Annotated in this window: 22 protein-coding genes; 7 read left to right on the plus strand and 15 right to left on the minus strand. The window is 40.0% G+C overall.

The window, feature by feature from the left end:
• Positions 1 to 836 precede the first annotated feature (836 nt).
• The 3 genes from M3183_RS14690 to M3183_RS14700 all read left to right on the plus strand — a co-directional run bounded on the left by M3183_RS14690 (position 837) and on the right by M3183_RS14700 (position 2,788).
• Positions 837 to 1,679, plus strand: a complete 843-nt coding sequence (locus M3183_RS14690; protein WP_251470846.1) for a hypothetical protein — start codon at positions 837 to 839, stop codon at positions 1,677 to 1,679.
• Positions 1,680 to 1,910: 231 nt separating this feature from the next.
• Positions 1,911 to 2,480 (plus strand): competence protein ComK, encoded by a 570-nt coding sequence (locus tag M3183_RS14695; RefSeq protein ID WP_251470848.1) that lies wholly within the window; start codon positions 1,911 to 1,913, stop codon positions 2,478 to 2,480.
• A gap of 32 nt (positions 2,481 to 2,512) precedes the next feature.
• Entirely contained in the window at positions 2,513 to 2,788 is a 276-nt protein-coding gene (locus tag M3183_RS14700; protein ID WP_251470849.1) for a helix-turn-helix domain-containing protein, read from the plus strand.
• A gap of 127 nt (positions 2,789 to 2,915) precedes the next feature.
• Here the strand turns inward: M3183_RS14700 and M3183_RS14705 are convergent, their stop codons facing one another.
• Positions 2,916 to 3,422, minus strand: coding sequence for a GNAT family N-acetyltransferase (locus M3183_RS14705; RefSeq protein ID WP_251470851.1), 507 nt, complete (start codon positions 3,420 to 3,422; stop codon positions 2,916 to 2,918).
• Positions 3,423 to 3,719: 297 nt separating this feature from the next.
• On the opposite strand from M3183_RS14705, the gene M3183_RS14710 reads away from it, so the two are divergent.
• A complete protein-coding gene (locus M3183_RS14710; protein WP_251470853.1) occupies positions 3,720 to 4,412 on the plus strand; it encodes a hypothetical protein in 693 nt (230 codons plus the stop codon).
• A gap of 227 nt (positions 4,413 to 4,639) precedes the next feature.
• Here M3183_RS14710 and M3183_RS14715 read toward each other — a convergent pair whose 3' ends face one another.
• The 12 genes from M3183_RS14715 to M3183_RS14765 all read right to left on the minus strand — a co-directional run bounded on the left by M3183_RS14715 (position 4,640) and on the right by M3183_RS14765 (position 14,530).
• Entirely contained in the window at positions 4,640 to 5,650 is a 1,011-nt protein-coding gene (locus M3183_RS14715) for an NAD-dependent epimerase/dehydratase family protein (protein WP_251470854.1), read from the minus strand.
• A 61-nt stretch (positions 5,651 to 5,711) separates the two neighbouring features.
• The gene (locus tag M3183_RS14720; protein ID WP_251470856.1) at positions 5,712 to 6,539 is read right to left on the minus strand and encodes a sugar phosphate isomerase/epimerase family protein; all 828 of its coding nucleotides are present in this window, start codon (positions 6,537 to 6,539) and stop codon (positions 5,712 to 5,714) included.
• Positions 6,540 to 6,579: 40 nt separating this feature from the next.
• Complete coding sequence (locus M3183_RS14725) at positions 6,580 to 7,065, minus strand: FadR/GntR family transcriptional regulator (RefSeq protein ID WP_251470857.1); 486 nt, start codon at positions 7,063 to 7,065, stop codon at positions 6,580 to 6,582.
• Complete coding sequence (locus tag M3183_RS14730; RefSeq protein WP_251470858.1) at positions 7,016 to 7,303, minus strand: FadR/GntR family transcriptional regulator; 288 nt, start codon at positions 7,301 to 7,303, stop codon at positions 7,016 to 7,018. The genes M3183_RS14725 and M3183_RS14730 overlap by 50 nt, the downstream gene beginning before the upstream one ends.
• Before the next feature lie 23 nt (positions 7,304 to 7,326).
• Entirely contained in the window at positions 7,327 to 7,569 is a 243-nt protein-coding gene (locus tag M3183_RS14735) for a hypothetical protein (protein ID WP_251470859.1), read from the minus strand.
• Positions 7,562 to 9,016 carry a sodium:solute symporter family protein gene (locus M3183_RS14740; RefSeq protein ID WP_251470860.1) on the minus strand — a complete coding sequence of 485 codons (1,455 nt, stop codon included), beginning with the start codon at positions 9,014 to 9,016 and terminating at the stop codon, positions 7,562 to 7,564. Before M3183_RS14740 ends, M3183_RS14735 begins: the two co-directional genes overlap by 8 nt.
• Before the next feature lie 65 nt (positions 9,017 to 9,081).
• Entirely contained in the window at positions 9,082 to 10,512 is a 1,431-nt protein-coding gene (gene hydA / locus M3183_RS14745; protein ID WP_251470861.1) for a dihydropyrimidinase, read from the minus strand.
• A gap of 451 nt (positions 10,513 to 10,963) precedes the next feature.
• Positions 10,964 to 12,298 carry a DUF2628 domain-containing protein gene (locus tag M3183_RS14750; protein ID WP_251470862.1) on the minus strand — a complete coding sequence of 445 codons (1,335 nt, stop codon included), beginning with the start codon at positions 12,296 to 12,298 and terminating at the stop codon, positions 10,964 to 10,966.
• 128 nt (positions 12,299 to 12,426) lie between these two features.
• On the minus strand, positions 12,427 to 12,675 hold the full coding sequence (locus M3183_RS14755) for a hypothetical protein (RefSeq protein ID WP_251470863.1): 249 nt from the start codon (positions 12,673 to 12,675) through the stop codon (positions 12,427 to 12,429).
• A 241-nt stretch (positions 12,676 to 12,916) separates the two neighbouring features.
• The gene (locus tag M3183_RS27145) at positions 12,917 to 13,045 is read right to left on the minus strand and encodes a hypothetical protein (protein WP_285879888.1); all 129 of its coding nucleotides are present in this window, start codon (positions 13,043 to 13,045) and stop codon (positions 12,917 to 12,919) included.
• Complete coding sequence (locus M3183_RS14760) at positions 13,020 to 13,355, minus strand: hypothetical protein (protein ID WP_251470864.1); 336 nt, start codon at positions 13,353 to 13,355, stop codon at positions 13,020 to 13,022. The genes M3183_RS27145 and M3183_RS14760 overlap by 26 nt, the downstream gene beginning before the upstream one ends.
• An 80-nt stretch (positions 13,356 to 13,435) precedes the next feature.
• On the minus strand, positions 13,436 to 14,530 hold the full coding sequence (locus M3183_RS14765) for a hypothetical protein (RefSeq protein ID WP_251470865.1): 1,095 nt from the start codon (positions 14,528 to 14,530) through the stop codon (positions 13,436 to 13,438).
• Between the two features lie 572 nt (positions 14,531 to 15,102).
• Here M3183_RS14765 and M3183_RS14770 point away from each other — a divergent pair.
• Positions 15,103 to 15,372: a helix-turn-helix domain-containing protein gene (locus tag M3183_RS14770; protein ID WP_251470866.1), complete on the plus strand. Its 270-nt coding sequence runs from the start codon at positions 15,103 to 15,105 to the stop codon at positions 15,370 to 15,372.
• Between the two features lie 300 nt (positions 15,373 to 15,672).
• Here M3183_RS14770 and M3183_RS14775 read toward each other — a convergent pair whose 3' ends face one another.
• A complete protein-coding gene (locus M3183_RS14775; protein ID WP_251470867.1) occupies positions 15,673 to 16,092 on the minus strand; it encodes a VanZ family protein in 420 nt (139 codons plus the stop codon).
• Between the two features lie 425 nt (positions 16,093 to 16,517).
• Here M3183_RS14775 and M3183_RS14780 point away from each other — a divergent pair, with 425 nt between their 5' ends.
• Positions 16,518 to 16,928 carry a ribosomal maturation YjgA family protein gene (locus tag M3183_RS14780; RefSeq protein ID WP_251470868.1) on the plus strand — a complete coding sequence of 137 codons (411 nt, stop codon included), beginning with the start codon at positions 16,518 to 16,520 and terminating at the stop codon, positions 16,926 to 16,928.
• A gap of 261 nt (positions 16,929 to 17,189) precedes the next feature.
• On the opposite strand, the gene M3183_RS14785 is transcribed toward M3183_RS14780, so the two are convergent.
• Positions 17,190 to 17,699: a DoxX family protein gene (locus M3183_RS14785; protein ID WP_251470946.1), complete on the minus strand. Its 510-nt coding sequence runs from the start codon at positions 17,697 to 17,699 to the stop codon at positions 17,190 to 17,192.
• Positions 17,700 to 17,881: 182 nt separating this feature from the next.
• Between M3183_RS14785 and M3183_RS14790 the strand changes: the two genes are divergently transcribed.
• Positions 17,882 to 18,175, plus strand: a complete 294-nt coding sequence (locus M3183_RS14790; RefSeq protein ID WP_251470869.1) for a hypothetical protein — start codon at positions 17,882 to 17,884, stop codon at positions 18,173 to 18,175.
• Positions 18,176 to 18,223: the final 48 nt, after the last annotated feature.

Below are 18,223 nucleotides of genomic sequence, written 5' to 3' on the forward strand. Positions count from 1 at the left end.
CCTTCAGCATATACAAAGATGTAAATATTTTATAAATTCAGGACTTACCTCCTATTCAAATCTACCTTATTTGACAATATTCTACAATATTTTTATTAATTATCCATCAGGGTATAATATTGGAATTGAGGATTCACCAAGATTTCTAATACCTATTTGTCTCACAAAATTGTGAAAGCACCTCTCTTTGGGATACAGGCAGATTAAACTTCAGAGGTGACAAATTTCTGCATACTTTTTGTCTATTCTGATAAACAAACGTTTAGTTAAAAACACCAAAAATGCATACTCTATAAGGATTACATCCACTTTTATGTTGAAAATTTTGTCATGTAAACAAACGTTTAGTTGATTTACGGCTTATCCGTATGAATTCAACGTTTCCCCTCGAAATGAGCATAGAATATTGACGGAACCTGCTGATCAAGAATATTTCCCCATGCAGCTTTTGACATTCCCCTACAAAATTCCGCAAATCAAAATGAAATAACGTTTAGTTAAATTTGCTGTCATTGCCGTTAATTAAAGCTTTTGTCCCAATTTCACCCAAGAATTTTGTCACTCAAACAAACGTTTATTTGAAACCAGTCTCCCTCCCCGCTAACACTGACTTTTTACCATCAGAACCAAGAGAAAAGTGTCGATACATGGCGGTTATGAAATCCTGCTAAAAAACACTCCAAATGGCAAAAATTAGCTTCAAAAATACAATTTGAAGGCCAAAAACGCGATTTGACCCCCAAAATGGGCTCCAAATCTGCTGAGGAGAAGTTCGATAGAAAAAGCCAAACCCGCTATCTTAAAGGAAAAATAGTGTTCCGAAAGGGTGGCTTACGATGAAAAATTTGAAATCCGGCAATATTGATAGGTTTGAACAGTTCTCACAGTTTGCGAGCCTGACAGAATTTAATCATCATATGGAGATGTGGATGCTGGACCATAAGAGAGATTTTTCGAAAGGAGAATTGATCGGGTTAAGGCGTCTGATCCGGTTTGCGGCAAAAATCCCCGGTGTGTGCAATGCCAAAATTGGAACGGTGCTGAAGGCGATTCACGAGGAGTACCATAACAATGGCATCTCCCGCTCTACTTTCAAACGCATGATTGTGAAAGCCAGGAAAATTGGAATCTTTACTGTCTATGAAACCGAACGAAAAAATGGATCACAATCCAGCAATTTGTATGTATTTAATCGTTTTCCAACAAGTGAACCACCTCAGCAGGAAGGAATGAACCAGCCATTAGAAACCAGTATTCTTTTAAAAACTGAAAAAGCTCAAAAGAATACTAAACGTAAAGAAGAACCGTCTCCATTGGACCATACATTTGTGAGTCATCGTGTTCCACAGCCATTTGTCCAGCTGGTGAACTATTATTTTCCAGAAGCGAAGACAATTGAAGAGTATTGGCATATGACAACAATAGCAGCCTACCGCCATAACAGCGAAAACCAAACAGAAACAGTACTGGAGGTTGCTATCGATTCCTTTAAACAGCTAATCCGTAAACTGAAGTTCACCCGTGCTGTCAAAAAGCCGATTGCTTATTTTTACGGTATTTTAAACAATCAATTCTTCAAGCGATATTATCAGGAAATGTATGAAGAACACGGGGTTTCTCAAGAAAATGACGGCGATTACGACAGCCTTCTGTACTCTTCCTTACAGCATGTTTTGTAGGTTTACAATTACTCCAAAAATAAGATTGGGCAAATTCCCTCGAATTTTGTCGCTTTTGTTTACTTTAGTCCGTGGTTATTTGACGATAGCTGTTATTTAATGGATATGGGGATAAAAGTCTAAAACTTTAGAGTTTTACAAAAAATACCCGTGAAGGAAGTGATGTCTAGAGAGACAACCAATGGGCATGTGTAAAAAAAATTAGGGGGATACAAAGGGGAGGATTTTAGGATGTTGATTCACAAAAGCTACTCTATTGAAAATACGATGATTATGTTAATGAAGGAATATGATCAAAATGGAAAGCGTTGTTCACGTGTAGTCGAAGGAAGGACAGCCTTTCTGGTCGACCTGTCGCCTATACAGCTGTTAGATGCGAATTTAAGGGCGATTGGCTATGATTTAAAAGGGGCTGTCAACGGCTCCAAATTCATTCTGGGGCAGACCATGATGTGCCCTATTATCGTCAATCCCTATTTAAAAATTTGCCTGTTTCCAACCAAATCGCCAAAAAGCGAGGATTGCATTTGGTTTAATCCTGACCATATTGTCAAGCCGACAGCCATTGGCAGCAAAACCCAAGTAGAACTAAGCAATGGATATTGCCTGACAGTCAACTTAAGGCTGCCCAGCTTTAAAGCCAAAATGCATACAGCCGAAAAATTAATGCGGCTTTCGGAGGAAAGAGGCACTCATCCAGGCACAACCTATTTCTACCTCAAACCGCCAAAAGACCACCAGCTCATCAAGGAGAAGTCAGGAAAATATAATTTTAAGGCCTTAGAAAAAGAAGAAAAATAACGCTGTACATAATCGGACGGGGGTTGTTGTCAATGGATATGGAACGAGCACCACATATTGGTAAGGTACTAAAACAATTAAGAAAATCCCATAAACTAACACAAGAAAAGCTAGCACAACGCAGCTCACTCGATCGCTCCTACATCGGTCAATTAGAATGTGAACGAAAGAAACCCAGCTTCCAAACCATTGTGGCTTTGGCCAAAGGGTTTGAGATGCAGGCCTCCGAGCTGGTCAAAGCAATTGAAGAACTGCCGGAAAATGAATGGCTGTGGAATAGTATTTATACCTCGGGGTTAGATAAGTAAACTGTTAAAATATTAGGGGACGGTCTTTTTGCTTTATATTCATAATGGCAGCAAAAGAACCGCCTCCCATTTTCCCTTTAATACGTTAAACCTTTAGCTGAGCGGGGGTCAGACCCCTCTGATGGATTCAGCTGATAGATAGTCGATATGCTTTCACAATAATTCCGTCGTCAGCAGGTTGAAAGTCAAATTCCGTCATCCGTATAAAGCCCATACGTTCATACAGCCGTATAGCAGCTTCCATAAAATCTGCTGTATGTAAACCAATATACTTTGTACCGCTTACTTTTGCTCGCAGAATACATTCTTTTATTAATGCCTCAGCAATACCCTTGCGCCGTGCCTGTGGTGCGACGGCCAGCATTCTTATTTCAGGATAATCTACCATATCGGAAAGACCTTTATAGGCATCTGACTTGGAAGGAAACAAAGCAACACTGCCTACCACTTCCCCCTCCAATTCAGCAACTAGAAGTTCAACCCCCATTTGTTCATCAGCATCTGACAAAATCGATTTCCTAAGCGCCTCCCAATGCCCTTCAGGAACTTTTTGTGCATGCTCTTCATATGCCATCACTCGTTGTTCTCGAATCATTTCTATTTCATTACCTGAAGCCTTTCGAATTTTTACCATTTAATCAACGCTCCCACTTATTTCTTTGTATTTTTCATAGTAACTCTGTAGAATAATTGAAACACAATTAACAACTATTTCTATATTTCTTTAACATTACCTTATAAAGGATAAAAACAGAAGCAGGCCGCCTCCGTCTTAATTCATTACCGCGGTAAACTTTAACTGAGTGGGGGTCTGACCCCCTGAATTTTCATTGCCAATTAGAGGAAGTTAACCAAGTCTAGTTCTTTTATCATGTTATTCTGGTAAAATTAGACTGACATCATATGAAAATACTTTAAGGGGAGTTATAAATTGAAAGTAGTTCTAGACTTTTTAAAAAATAGATGGAAGTATGTGATTACAGCATTGATTGCTCTTGCTATTGGAGCTTCATTTGGTCCTTCACAGGGGCAGGTTGATAGTGCGAATGCGAAGATAGATGATTTTAAGAAACAACTGTCTGCTAAAACAGAAACTGCCGCAAGCCTTGAAACAAAAAATAGAGAGTTACAAGCGAAGGTAAATGAGGCAGCACCGTGGTTTAAAATGCAAGAAGAGCAGAAACAAAAGGAAGCTAAAGCTAAGGCCGCTGAAGAGAAACGGTTAGCGGAAGAAAAGGCAAAACAAGAAGAAGAGGCAGCGGCTAAAGCTAAAGCGGACGCAGAAGCCAAACAATCAAACCAGCAAATGACAGTTGATAAAGTGAAAGAAATTATTAGGGATTATTCACTTGGTGAAAATGACGAATTGAATAACGTTTCCTTTGAAAATGGCGAAATAAAAGCAACTATTCAATTAGCACCAATGGAGCAATTTTCCCCTGAGGATTTGGCCGTTAATGGTTACAGTCAATTATCAGATGAATTATTAAACTATGAAGGCTGGAAAATACTAACAGTTACCTATCCTGGTGCAGGAACTATTAGTATGAATCGGAATGAAAAGGAAACAAATAATTTTGGTGACTATTTCCCGACACTAAAAATTGAAGAAAGATTAAAATGATAACTAAGCGGCTTAAGGTGCTTGACGGAAAAATTGAAGCAGCAATCAAAAATGGCTGATACAGATACGTAAACCACAAATAATCCCCACCTGGATTCTAGGTGGGGATTATTTTACGCCTGGCCTGTTCCATTCATCCCTTATGAGTAGTAAAACGTACCTTTTCCATTTTTTATGTTGTACTTTAATGCGTTAAGCCTTTAGCTTAATGGGGGTCTGACCCCAAATTAAGTAGTAGAACGTACCTTTTCCTCTGTCCAGAAATGTGAGGTATTTTTGATCCAGTTCATATAATCGTGAAACGCCTCTTTTAGTCCATATTTTGGAGTGTAGCCTCCGTCTTGCTGCAGACGCTCAATTACTAATCTGCTGGCATCCTTTGGAGCGAAGTAGTCGATAGTGGCTTCGTCTGGATGGTCCACTAAACGATAGCGGAAACCCGGAATCTCCTTTTCCAGCAGTTTGCACCAATCCTCCACGCTCCACGACTGACCCGGGCCGATATTATATAAGTCGAAGTGTAAATCGTCATTTTGCATCAAATGCAAAATGGCATTTGCCACATCACGGCTGTAGACCCAATCTCTCATACCAGGCCATGGCAGGAGTGCCTCTTGGTTCAATACCGCAAGTCTCGTTGCCTGAAACGGGCCTGAAAGTGTGTGCCGAATACCCGTATACCGCTCCCACGGTCCAAAGACTTGACCGAGTCGTACGACTAATACAGGTAAACCAAATAATTCTTTATACCTTAGGACGGTTCTCTCCGCAGCATACTTCGTAATCTCATACAAAGACCTTGGCAAAGGAATGGAGTCAGATTCAGACAGTCTGTGATCTGTATAAGCAGTGTCACCATACACAGATACGGAACTTAAATAGACAAATTTTTCAATCCCGTGTCTGAGGGCCGCTTCCAGTACTTCAACTGTCCCCATATAATTGACATTCGTGACATCCTTACTCGATTGCTGTTCCCTTTTAAAATCAGGCGTCATCACGGCAGCGTGAATGATGGTCTTAATATGATATTTTTTGATGACGGCATCTAATCGTTCACGGTCCAGTACATTTCCTTCCACATATTCATAATTTCCGCGCCGGCCCTCTAAAGACGGGATTGCTTCATCCGGCACAGGAAGAGTTGCATAATTGACTACATCTATATTCTCATCTAGGAGCCGTTCCGTAATATTGATCCCCACAAAACCGGAACCTCCTGTTAGTAAAACCGTCATTTCAACCATCCTTTCCATTTCAAAAAATTTAGTCTAGTAAATTAGGAACGTAGGATACTGCCTATCTTCCTTCTTCCACTAAGTTAAGCAGTGCGGTTAAATCAGCCGAAGCCGCTTCGATTAATCGTTCCGGGCAATGTTGATAGGCTGGCGGCGTAGAGATGAGATATCCTCCTGCTTCAGCTTCATGTAAAGCATTCATAATCCCCGGCCAGTCTGCATCACCGCTAAGAGGAGCGGCAAAATCACCTGATTCATATCGATAATCTTTTACATGGACGGCTGCAATTTGATTCCCTATAGCCTCGATAAAATGCTCCGGATGGCCTGTTACCATTGCATTTCCAGTATCAAAATAGGCTTTCACTGCGGGATGATTGATTTCGTTAAGAAAACGCGCAAATTCCAATGGACTAGGCAGGAATTTATTACATACATTTTCGACTGCAATGGTCACACCAGCGGCAGATGCTTCTGAGGCCAGTAAACTAAGGGATTCCTGTGACCTTTCATAGGCCCGTTCATAGGAAGTATCACGACTGACGGTACCCGGAACAATCTGAATGACTGAGGCTCCTAATTCAGCAGCGAATTCAATCATCTGAAAAGCAATTTCTTCCCCGCGTTTCCGCAAATCCGAATTTTCTGATGTCAGGGCATAATGATTATGCAAGCCTGTTGACAATGTGGGCACTTCTAAACCGACACCTTTTACTTCTTCCGCTATCGCTCTCACTTCAACAAGCGATGAATGGACAGTAAGATAGCCTTCCTTCTCCTGCAGATTCAGTTCTATACCTTCCAGTCCAGCAATAGCAGCTCTCTCCAGGAATTGACTGATCGACCATTTCGTAAGAAAAGGTACATCATGTATCCCTTTTTTCATCATTCACTCCCACCACCCTAAAAATTTAGAAAAACATCTGGATTCATAAACCATTTTTTTGCCTATTCTGGATAGCAATCGATTTATTGGCCGTATATTCAAGATGCTCATACATTGCATGATAAGCTGCGTCAGGATCCTGATCACGAATCGCATGATAGATTTTGATATGGTAATTTGCTGAGATTTCATTTTCTCCCTGCTCCGTAAAGAGAATTTTTCTTGTCTTCCGAATCCCATGTTTCATCAATTCTTGTACGAGAGTGATAAAGCTGGTAAGAGCAGGATTTTTGGCAGCCTTTAACACACTGTCATGAAAATGAATATCCGCTTGAATGACTTTTTCTAAATCACTGGTTTCCCTTATTTCACGGGCATACCTGCCAATGGCCTCCAAGTCCTCTTCTGTTCTCCTTAGAGCAGCCAGCCTGGCAATTCCAGATTCCAGCAATGTTCTTGTTTCAAAAAGATTACTGTGACTATCCGTATCTTCCTGTAAAAACATCAGCAAAGGGGGCAATGATTCCATTCATAGTCGGCTTTTTAAGAAAGGTGCCTTCCCCCGGCTTAACGAACACCACATCAAGGGCTTCTAAAATACGTAAGGCTTCACGAACCGAGGTCCTGCTTACATTTAGCTGTTCGGCCAGCTTGCGCTCAGGCAAAATTAAGTCCCCTGGTTTGATTTTCTCTTCGGCAATTAACAAATGCAGCTGTTCAATGACAAGTTCATAGTTTCGTTTACCCTTTTCAACTGGCTTATACAATCGGATCCCCCTACATCGTGAAATTAGTCTGATATTTTCAGATTGTTTGGCTGATTACTTTCTTTCCTGCCTTTTAATTCTCCAATAATGATGAGGACTGGCAAAACAAAGACGAATAACAAACAACCCCCAACAGCGTATACTAAAAATAGATATAAAAATTCAACTGGAATCACTAAGGAGCTGCCCTCAGATGCTTTTGCCAAGAAAAAGATCACGATATAGATGATGACAGATATCATGGAGCCAATAACTACTTTAGGCAACACCATCACCCCCCTTTGAGACATTCCTAGTCGATAAAGAGAGTAAATCCGTCTCTTTATTCGTTAATAGGAAACTACCAATAACTAAAATAAGAATAGAAGTAACGATTCCAGCAAAGTTTGTATAAATAGATTGATGGAAACCAAAGTAAAGAACGATTACGGAAGTGATGCCTATAATCATTGACCAAAATGCCGCAGTAGGATGGGTCCTTTTCCAATATAATCCTAGAACAATGGTAAAGATGAAAGGAATATTGACGGTTCCGTTTAAAACTAACAAGGCGAGCACTCCATCCCCAAAGTTAAGGGCGCCAATGATGCCAATCACGCCCAAAGAAATTTGGGTCGTCATACTTAAAATAGAGGCTTTTTTAGGAGTCATCTCTTTCTTGCTATGCTTTTGGTAGACATCAAAGATCACGATGGAAGCTAAATTATTAATGGCTCCATCTGCGGTAGAAAAAACCAATGCTAAAGCTCCAAGAAAGAATAAAACAGCGGCCCATTCCGGAAATAAATTGGCAACCAATGTCATCGCTGCTTCCTGACCAGTGATCCCAGGGTATAACAAGAAGGCAACCATTCCCATAATAGCCGTACCAACAGCAAACGGAGCCCATGCAAGCGGGAACAATCGAAACGCACGAGTCACGACTTTATCATTTTTACCAGAAAAAGCAATTTGGTAGAGAATAGGAGAGCCAAAAACAAAACCAACACTTGCGATACAGAAGTCAAGCATTTCAGTTGGTCCCCATTTAATGCTATTTAACATTTCACCACGATTGGCAGATACTTGATGGATTAACTCAGGCAGGGAAAATGCGTTAACAGACAAGATAATTGCCACTGCAACCGCACCTCCGGCTAAAGCCAGCTGAAAGATACGTCCATATATTAAAGCATCGAAACCACTTAAAGCTGTATAGACGATCATAACCCCGCCGCCAATAATAATGGCCGTTGATAAGTCAATATTCAACAATGATTTAAGAACAATTCCCGTCGCTAAAACGATCGATATGATAAACAAGATATTCGAAATAAATAAGATAGCCAGCGCTGCCAGTCTTGACTTTTCATCATACCTTTTTCCTATAATTTCAATAAATGTAAGACCTTTAGGATGCAGTTCGCGTATTCGCTTCGGTATATTTAACGGCCAGGAAAAAAGGAATAATGGAATAACAATCCCCATACCGTACCAGATGACACCCGATATACCACTAGTAAATCCCGATTCTGCCGCTGCGATTAAGGTATAATTGGAACCCCAAATGGCTACTAATGATGCCAATAATGGACCTGTCGTATAGGAGCGGTCCCCAATAAATTGTTCCTCAAGCGAGTTCTGCCCTGACTTCTGCTTTTTTATAAAATTATAAAAGCCCCATCCAATCAGCAGCATAAAGTATATGGTTACCAAAATGGCTGTTGTACTCAACCTATTTCCCCCTTTTTCAATGAAGCTTGTATACCATCAAAATCTGCCTTTCCCATAATAGAATGTTATTGAATCGTTTCTCTGGTTTGGCCGTTCTTTTGGGCGTGAAGGCTGCTGTCTCGATTTTGCCTTTTGCGGTGCAGATATTTTCCACGGCCTGGATCGCCCGTAAAATGACCATCCTTCACAATCACTTCTCCACGAGATAGAACATTTGTAATGATTCCCTGCACTTCTAATCCTTCATAAACATTGTAATCAACATTTTGGTATTGGCTTTCCGAGGTAATGACCCTTGATCCATTAGGGTCCAAAATAACGAGATCGGCATCATACCCAATCGAGATATCTCCTTTTTTAGGAATCCCAAATATCTTGGCAGGATTGGTACTGATAATTTCAACAAATTGGTTTAATGAAATCCGCCCTTCGTGAACACCAAAATGATAGAGGATGGAGAAAATGTCCTCCAAGCCAGGTAACCCATTTGGGATTTTTGAAAAATTGTTTCTGCCCATTGCTTTTTGATCTTTAAATCGGAAAGGACAATGGTCAGAACCTGCAACAGAGATCATGCCCGTTTGCAGCCCCCTCCATAAAACATCCTGGTTCCACTTTTCTCTAAGCGGCGGGGAACATACATATTTACCGCCTTCAAAATTGGGCTGGTCCAAATAGCTGATATCAAGAACCAAATACTGTGGACAGGTTTCGGCAAAAGCCTGCACACCACGCTTTTTCGCTTCCACTACTTTTTCCAATGCTTCCGAACAGCTGACATGGACAATATAGATGGGGGCATTTGCCGCTTCCGCAATAGCCAAAGCTCTCCCCGTCGCCTCTGCCTCCAAAAGGGTTGGCCGGGTATATCCATGGTAGATGGGGTCTGTTTTTCCTTCCGCTAATGCCTGCGCAATCATTTCGTCAATAATATCGCCATTCTCCGCATGGACATTGGTGATAACCCCCAGCTCCCCTGCCTTTTTCATGATCTTGTACATTTCGAGATCATTGACCATCATTTCCCCTTTATAGGCCATAAAAAGCTTGATTGAACCAACGCCATAGGTTTCTGCTAAAATAGGCAATTCCTCTAGTACTCTATCACTGTATTCATTAATAATGGCATGGAGACCATAGTCGATAACTGACTTTTTCCCCTTCTCAATCCATTCCTCCTGAGTGGCAATCAGGGATGCCCCTTTTTTGGGTTTTGTGAAATTGATAATACTAGTAATACCACCGACTGCTGCTGCTCTAGTTCCGCTGACAAAATCATCCGCAGTTTCTGTATCCATAAGCGGCCATTCCAGATGGGTATGAACATCAATTCCACCCGGCAAAACATATTGCCCCTCCGCATCAATGAGTTTGTCTCCAGATCTTGTTGCAATATCGTTTGAAATGGATGTAATGGATTCCCCTTCAATCAAAATATCTGCTTTAAAGGTACTCCCTGAAGTGACGACCATCCCATTCTTAATAATTGTTCTCATCCAAGCCCTTCTTTCCTTTGTGATATCGCGGTATAGAGGTATAGCGGTCTAACCAATAATAATCTTATGAATATTCTGTAATTTAAATACATCTTTTTATAAAAAAAGGGACATTCTTCCGAACATCTATGTGGAAAAGCAATCTATTACCGCCTTTTCAGAGCCAGATAATATGGTGAAACCTCTATGGATTAAGCAGAACTGGCAGGAAAACATTGATGGTCTATTGGGATGGATGTGGGAAAATAATGATGATGGACGATGGTGCCAAACATTTGAACTTTAACTTGGGACGGGGTGCACATATTTATTTAAAACTTTATTTTAAACGAAAAAAAAACGGAAGCATGCCGCCTCCGTCTTAATTCATTACACGCTAAACTTTAGCTGAATGGTGGTCCTTTTTAATTCATTACCGCATTAAACTTTAGCCGAGTGGGGGTCTGATCCCTTAATGAGTCAGCCACTCGGCAATCATTCCAGCTTCATCTTCTGATACTAGATTACCAGGCATGTTTCCACGGCCATTTAGAATAATCTCTTTTATTTCATCTTGTGAATACTTTGAGCCAATATTAGTCAAGGCAGGTCCTATCCCGCCCTCAAGATTTCCACCATGGCAGCTGATACAAACCTGTTGAACAATATCCTCGGCAGTCAATCCAACTGAAGGTGTGGTTTCATTTTCGGGAGCAGCGGTGGTATCTGTGGTTGTACCTGTGTCTGTATTTGCAGTTGTATCCGGCGCTCCTTCATCATCCAGATAGTGGATATCCTCCGCTACACTGTTAAAAATCTTCCACTTTCCATCTTGCCGCTTTAACGTATGGACCATGACAGATTGATTATCGCGGAATCCCTCTCCTTCAACCAGGGTAGTCGTTTGGGTAACGCGAACCTTCACCTCTGTCGGTGTGACCGATAGAAATTCAATATCACGGATACTATAATCCAGATCATAATGGTCAAATAAAGTTCCTAACATTTCTTTTGTTTGGTCGTATTGATCTGTACCATCAACAATCATGGACATATACTCATCTAGATTTTCGTCTTCAAGGGCTTGGACATTTCTTTGAAGAAGGTCTTTAACATCTTTCTCAATATCACCTTTCGAATTCGTCTTTTCAACAGACGTCTGCACAGTATTAGCTGGCTCTGCGGCCTTATTTATGGCCGGAACATAGGTGAAAATAAGAATCGATAATGCCGTATACCCGGCTATAATCCCGATTGATTTTAAAACTCCTAACCAGCTTGTCCCCCCTCGCAACCTTACTTCGTTCTTCACCGACTCCATATCACTGTAAGAGCCTTTAACATTTTTGATCACCTTTTCAGCATGCCGGCGGTAAAGATGATTTCCCCAAAAGCCGAACGACATTCCCATAGCAATGCCAATAGCGTTATTAAGCTTCGTACTATCTATACCCAATAAGGCGATGACAAGATCCAGCAGTATATAGGCGCCCATCACCCAAAGGATGGGTTTGTAAATTTTCCGATATCCCAGCCAAAAGTAGGACAAGAAAAAAGCAGCCCAGTTCCAGGAGCGGTCTCCTTTAGCCCACTTTTTTAGATAGTAATTTTCTTTTTTCTCCCCCACAAACCATCTTAATGCCTGTTCATCCCCAGCAGGCTCGGATGGGATATTTCCCTCTGCCAAATGTGTTGTCTCCTGTTTTATCTCTTCAAAGACATCACCATTTGTCAGCACTTTTTGCCCGCACTGATGGCAAAACTTTGCTTCATTTTCTAATTTAGAACCACAATGACTGCAGAACACTCCACTTCCCCCTAGAAAAATAAACATTTTTTTCCTTTATAATACCACTTTATTCCTATTATTAGAAGTTCGTATAGTAAAAATCGACTAGTATCTAGGGTGAAAGAATTAAAAGATTAATATTATCATTATGTAATTGCCCAACCTTTTATTAAAGGGGTTATTGGAGGAAGAATCAAAAATCCATCATTTACATAGTTAGGAGGAGCAGGAGATTCGTGTGGGAAAACAGGGTCTCCTACTGTAGTGGATTTTGCCGGTACAAACGCCATCAAAACAATTAAATCCTCTCTTGTTGCTTTTACTTTTGAGATTGAAGCCAAAGAACCGCGCCATGCTTCATTATTTACTTGCAAATAATTGATCTTAAAATACATACCAAGGGACATTCAATTTCCGACAAAACCCTCCATGATCAAAACCAAACAAACGTTTAGTTAAAATCAGCCGCAAACCTCTTCCAACAATGTTTCTTCACATTTACTGCTGAATTTTTTGTCAGTCAAACAAACGTTTATTTGGTTTGGGGATTATCCCTTTGTAATCAAGGTTTCTCATCTCCAGGTGCCTGGAATATTGACGAATAATGGCAGGCGGGGAATTGGTTTACGTTTCTTCTCAAATGCCAACTCCAGATTCAAAAATCCCCGCCCCATATCCAAACAAACGTTTAATTAAATCTGCTAAAACCTGCAATTCAACCACAACAGTCATATTAAAATTATGACCAATAAACCTCCAACGCAATTACCTTTTCCTCTTCACCATCTTTTTCAATCTTACATGATTCAATAAATGGATAATAATACGGAAGTTCCTGAGTGGGAGAAACTTGACGAAAGTCCCTGCACATTCTCCCGTAAAATGTTACCTTTCCTCCCGCCACCAGATATTCAGATTTAAAGTCAAATTCATCTGTTATTCCGTTCGACATACCTAATTCTTCAGCTTCTGCCTGATAGTCGGCTTCAATACCATAAATGACATTGTATCCATCTACCTCGATGCCTTCTTTTTTTAACTTCTGTTCGATTATTTTTGCTGGAATATTTGCCATAGTTAAGACCTCCTCATGAATGTAAGTCAACTATGCCATCTCCAAAAGAAGTAAGTCCAAGAAAAATACAAATTACTATTTTACTGATTAAATTCCCTGAGTATATCCCATTTGTCTTTCTCCATGGCCTTCTCTATAAAGTCCATGATTTCGCGGGATTCTTTCATTGACACATAGGGGGTCACTAAATAAATTTTAAGTAAATGAATCAGGCTGTTATAAATCAGTCCTTCAAATGGATCCTCCATATTTAGGATTTGTTTCGCTTTTTCCTCGATCAACTTGAACCGCTCCGATGAGGTTATGTTTTCATCTATATCTTTTAGTTCACTTTCAATAACATCTTTATTCGTTAAATCATATAACAAGTCGGTTAAATAAATGGCCGGATAGCCAATGATAGATTCCTCGTCCGCTTCTTCCACACTCTCTTTCCCGTGAACCTTATCTGCTAAACACATCATGATATAATCCTCTAACGAATCGGATTGAATCTTTTCTTTTAAAAGCTTAGCATTTTCATCGTGTTCATCTGCAGCTATTTTTGCGCCGAACATCAACTTTCCAGTAAATATCCTGGTATCCGTTTCGGTTATCCACTTCCGAGTCTCACTGATATTTTCAATGACATATTTCATCATTCGATACCGCACCGTGGAATCAGCATGGTATAGCTCCCGGAATAATAAAGCCAATTCACTCGACAATCTTTCCGTCAATTTACCTTCAAGTTCAGCATTGGTGTAGGAGGGATGATCCATGATTTCACGCTTATCCTCATCATTCAAATAGACCTTCACATTATCAACCAAAGAGGAATACAGCTCTCCCCTTGTGCTTAGTCTGCGTTTGTTTTTCCTTCCATCAAAATAATTGCTGTCAAGCAGCGTTAGAAGGAGTCCGTGAAACCTTGGGTCAATCTTATAGACCCCATTCCATTGAAAGTCCTCTTTTGTCAAAAGACCGTTACTGTCTTCCACTATTTTAGCTATGTGATTTTCTATTGTCCGCTTGGTAATACTCTTTTTCTTGGGTCTTGTATGATAGGTACCATAATGTTCAAGATATATGGCTATCTCTTCCGTTGATATGGGTTCTCTATTTATTTTTTGTTTGACCTCTTCTGGGTCGATATCCTGATAGCTTTTGCCTAAATAATCTGATTGCCTCACCATGTTTGAATTCTCCATCCATGCAAAATTTTTAAAGCCTTCCTACTAATTTACGTGAACGATAAATAGCCCCATCCTCAAGAAGGGAATGGAATACCACTCTCTTACATTACAGTACTATCCATTTTCCCACCACTAGGACAGCCGCAACCAATATGTAATGCCCTATCTTTTCCCCATCACTATTTTCCAACAATGGTTTCTATAGTTAAAAAACTTAGAAAATACCACCTGCTCTGTTTCGATACTGCTCATGACTTTACCTGTCATTTCAAAATCATGCCTTAAAGTTTTCTTGACTTCTGACTCTTTTGAACACGTTAATTTTGTTATTCATTTACCAACCCCCTCGAACTTACGGCTATCATCCTTCAGTTATTTCCTTTTTTACATCATGACATTTTAAGTGCCTTTACCGAAAAAATTGACCTTACTAACTGAGCAAATGAACAAGAAAAAACATGCGATGAGCCAATTTTTCAAAAAAAATATCCAAAATAACCATTTTGCGGATTATAGTCCGTGGAGCAATCTTCTCAGTAATTATCTAATGGTCTTAAAAAGGAGAATTTCCCTTGGCAAATGATAAGAATATTTTCGTAGGAGAAGGCTTAAGGAGATTGCGTAAATCAATAGGAAAGACGCAAGACAAACTTGCGCATGATAGTAAATTGGATCGGTCATATGTAGGCAGACTCGAAAATGATAAGGCCGATCCATCCCTTTTTACCATCTTTAAACTTTCAAAAGGATTAGAGATGGAGCCACATGAAGTGGTAAAGGAGATCCAAAAAGACATTGACTTTGATAGCATTTTTGAAGCCGAGCCAGACCGGGAACCATAAAGATAATAAGGAACCTTGATCCTCAAAGAGTGAATCAAGGAAGCAGATATAGCCGTCCTCTATATCAAAGAAAGGACACAATCATTTGTTTGTTTTTTGCGAATTACATAGTTGGAGCGCTCTTCTTTAGGAAGGGAGCGATTAACTCAACTAAGGAGACCCTATGAAAAATGGAGTCTCCTTTATTTAAGTCTATTGTAAATATTTAAATTCTTCCCACTAGATTATCCACCCATGATCACTCATTAAAATTGGTGCTGATAGATCCGCTCAAGCGGGGTGCAAAGTACCAGGATTTTGTTATTCAATCTTCAGCGTACTGGAATACCGTCCACATAATCCGATAATCAGTATCGCAGTTCCAATCCCAATACTGTCAATCCCTACATCAAATAGTCTTCCATCTCTCATGAAAAACAACTGCAATAACTCTGTTACCCACGTATACAGAAATGATAATATCCCATAGAAATAAAAAGAAGGAAATGCTGTATATAGCGCAATAGTAAATATAAAAAAAGCCAACGCATGACCCATCTTTTGATGCATAAAATCTTCTGTTATTACATCTGGCAGCGGATTGAAAAATTGGGAAAAGTCAGGTTCACTCATCCATATAAAACTAGGGTTCATGGTATCTATAAAGTTTTCTATACTTGAAGTACAGGTTAAAATGAAAATGATGACAGCCGGGCAAAGTATAAACATTAATTTCAGCATAACAAGGGAACACTCCTATTAAAAATGGGGTTAGGTACAGGTTATCCAAAAAGTTACCTGCTCAACCAAGTAATGGAGCCCTCTCATTGATTCATTTTTTGGGGGGATTTTTCCTGTTTCCCTTTGGAAACCAATTTTTCGGGTGAATAAGCCTATATGATAATTTAATAGATTATTGGAACGGCTGTTTGCTTACTATCATACTGCAGACCATGCAAAAAAATATCCCTTTGAAAAGATTGTCTTTGAGTTCAGAAACCGCACTTCAGAAAATTGGACGCTTGCAGGTGGTGCCAGACACCAAATTTTACGATTACCATCCTTTGATTGCTGGGGCGCCTCGCTCAAATGCAGCTAGTCATCAGGACCTTAATAGGTGATAAATTACAGAAATGCGTCTGCCGTAGGATTACATACTAACATTTATGGGGGGAATTCAGGTGACTGCTGCCACTCGCAAAAGAATAATTTATACCTTTATGATAATAGTCACTATTATATTGGGCCTAAGTTCAAGGAAATATGATGATGCACTTCCATTATTTGTGGCGGAAAACGCTGGGGATATGCTGTGGGCCATGATGGTTTATTTTGGCTTCCGTTTTTTGCTCGTTAGGAGTGACCTCCGCACCGCCATTATTCTGAGTCTGTTATTTAGTTTCGGAATTGAATTCAGCCAGCTCTACCAGGCCGATTGGATTAATCAATTGCGCGGAACCGTACTTGGGGCGCTGATTCTCGGTCACGGATTTTTAGCTGCCGATTTAATACGATATTGTTTTGGTGTAATGGCAGCTGCTGTCTTGGATCATATGATAATTATATTGAAACGATAGAGATAGAATCTTGAAATGCTGGCGCTCTTGTTTACTGACTTCCATACAGTCATAGGAAATAGGGGAAGGGTTATGGTCCTTCTAAAAGGTACATTAGAAGCATAACCCCCCCAGTGATAACCATTCCTTGAATATGAGGCAAGGCCTGCCATTTTTCAGTTATTATCCGTGAATACTTTCGTATGAAAGGCTGCTCCCGGATCATTTTTTTGAAAAAGAAAGAGCAGAAACATACTGTCTCCACTCATACTTCCATGTGTTTTAGGCAATAGCTTTATTTTTTCTATGAGGGTGTTTAGCTTCCAAAACCCGGTGTACAAATGGCATTGCATATCGGTCTAAACCGAATTTGCCTGCATTAGCACCGGCAACTAGGACGAAGAAAGCTAATAGAATCATTTGCCCATTCGTGCTGACGGTACCGCTGAATAGGAAAGAGAAGTTCATCACCAATCCCATTAATGTTGCAAAGTTAGTAAATAGGCCCAGGATTAACGCGATTCCAACTAATACTTCGCCCCATTGCACTAAGAAAGAAAATAGCTCAGCATTTGGCAAGGCAATATGTTCTAGAAATGCTGCCCACCAGCCTTGGACCGCTGGGTGCTCACCGGCAGCCCCAGCAATTGCTCCTTTCAAGAATCCACTTGCATCAAATCCCCCGCCTGTTAATTTTTCAAAGCCAGCATGTAAAAATTGATAACCGATATAAATCCGAATGATCGCTAATACTCCTGCAGCCATTTGATTTTTTCTTAAAAATTGTAACATCATAATCTAACTCCTTTTGGATGATAGTATAAAATGAGTTTGTTCACTATTTCACATAATGATTTACAAGATCTTGTTTGTTTCTTACTACACTTATATACTATCACCATTCCACTATTTTAAAAGGTATTTGTGAATCTATTCACAAATCAGTAACAATCCTTTGAACTAATTGTGAACTCGTGACACGATCGGCTTTCTCAGATGCTTGTTTCATTACTTTGTCTTTAAGCGTCGTCTGGGGGCGAGCTCAAGACGATGCTGCACGTAAAAAAATAGCAGAGAAAGTTGCAGAGACATGTTTTGACTTAGGATTAGTTGTTTATCCAGGGTCAGGAAATGTTAATGGAAAAAATGGGGATACCCTTTTAATTGCTCCACCATTTATTATTACAGAAGATGAAATCCAAGAGTTAACTGAGAAGTTTAAACAAGCAATAGAAATGGTTGAGTCTTCTATTAACAAATACAGGTAAAATAAAAAACAAAGAGAACCTTCTAATCATGTCGACGGTTCTTTTATC

It is taken from the genome of Neobacillus mesonae, assembly GCF_023715155.1.
GTDB lineage: Bacteria > Bacillota > Bacilli > Bacillales > Cytobacillaceae > Neobacillus > Neobacillus mesonae_A.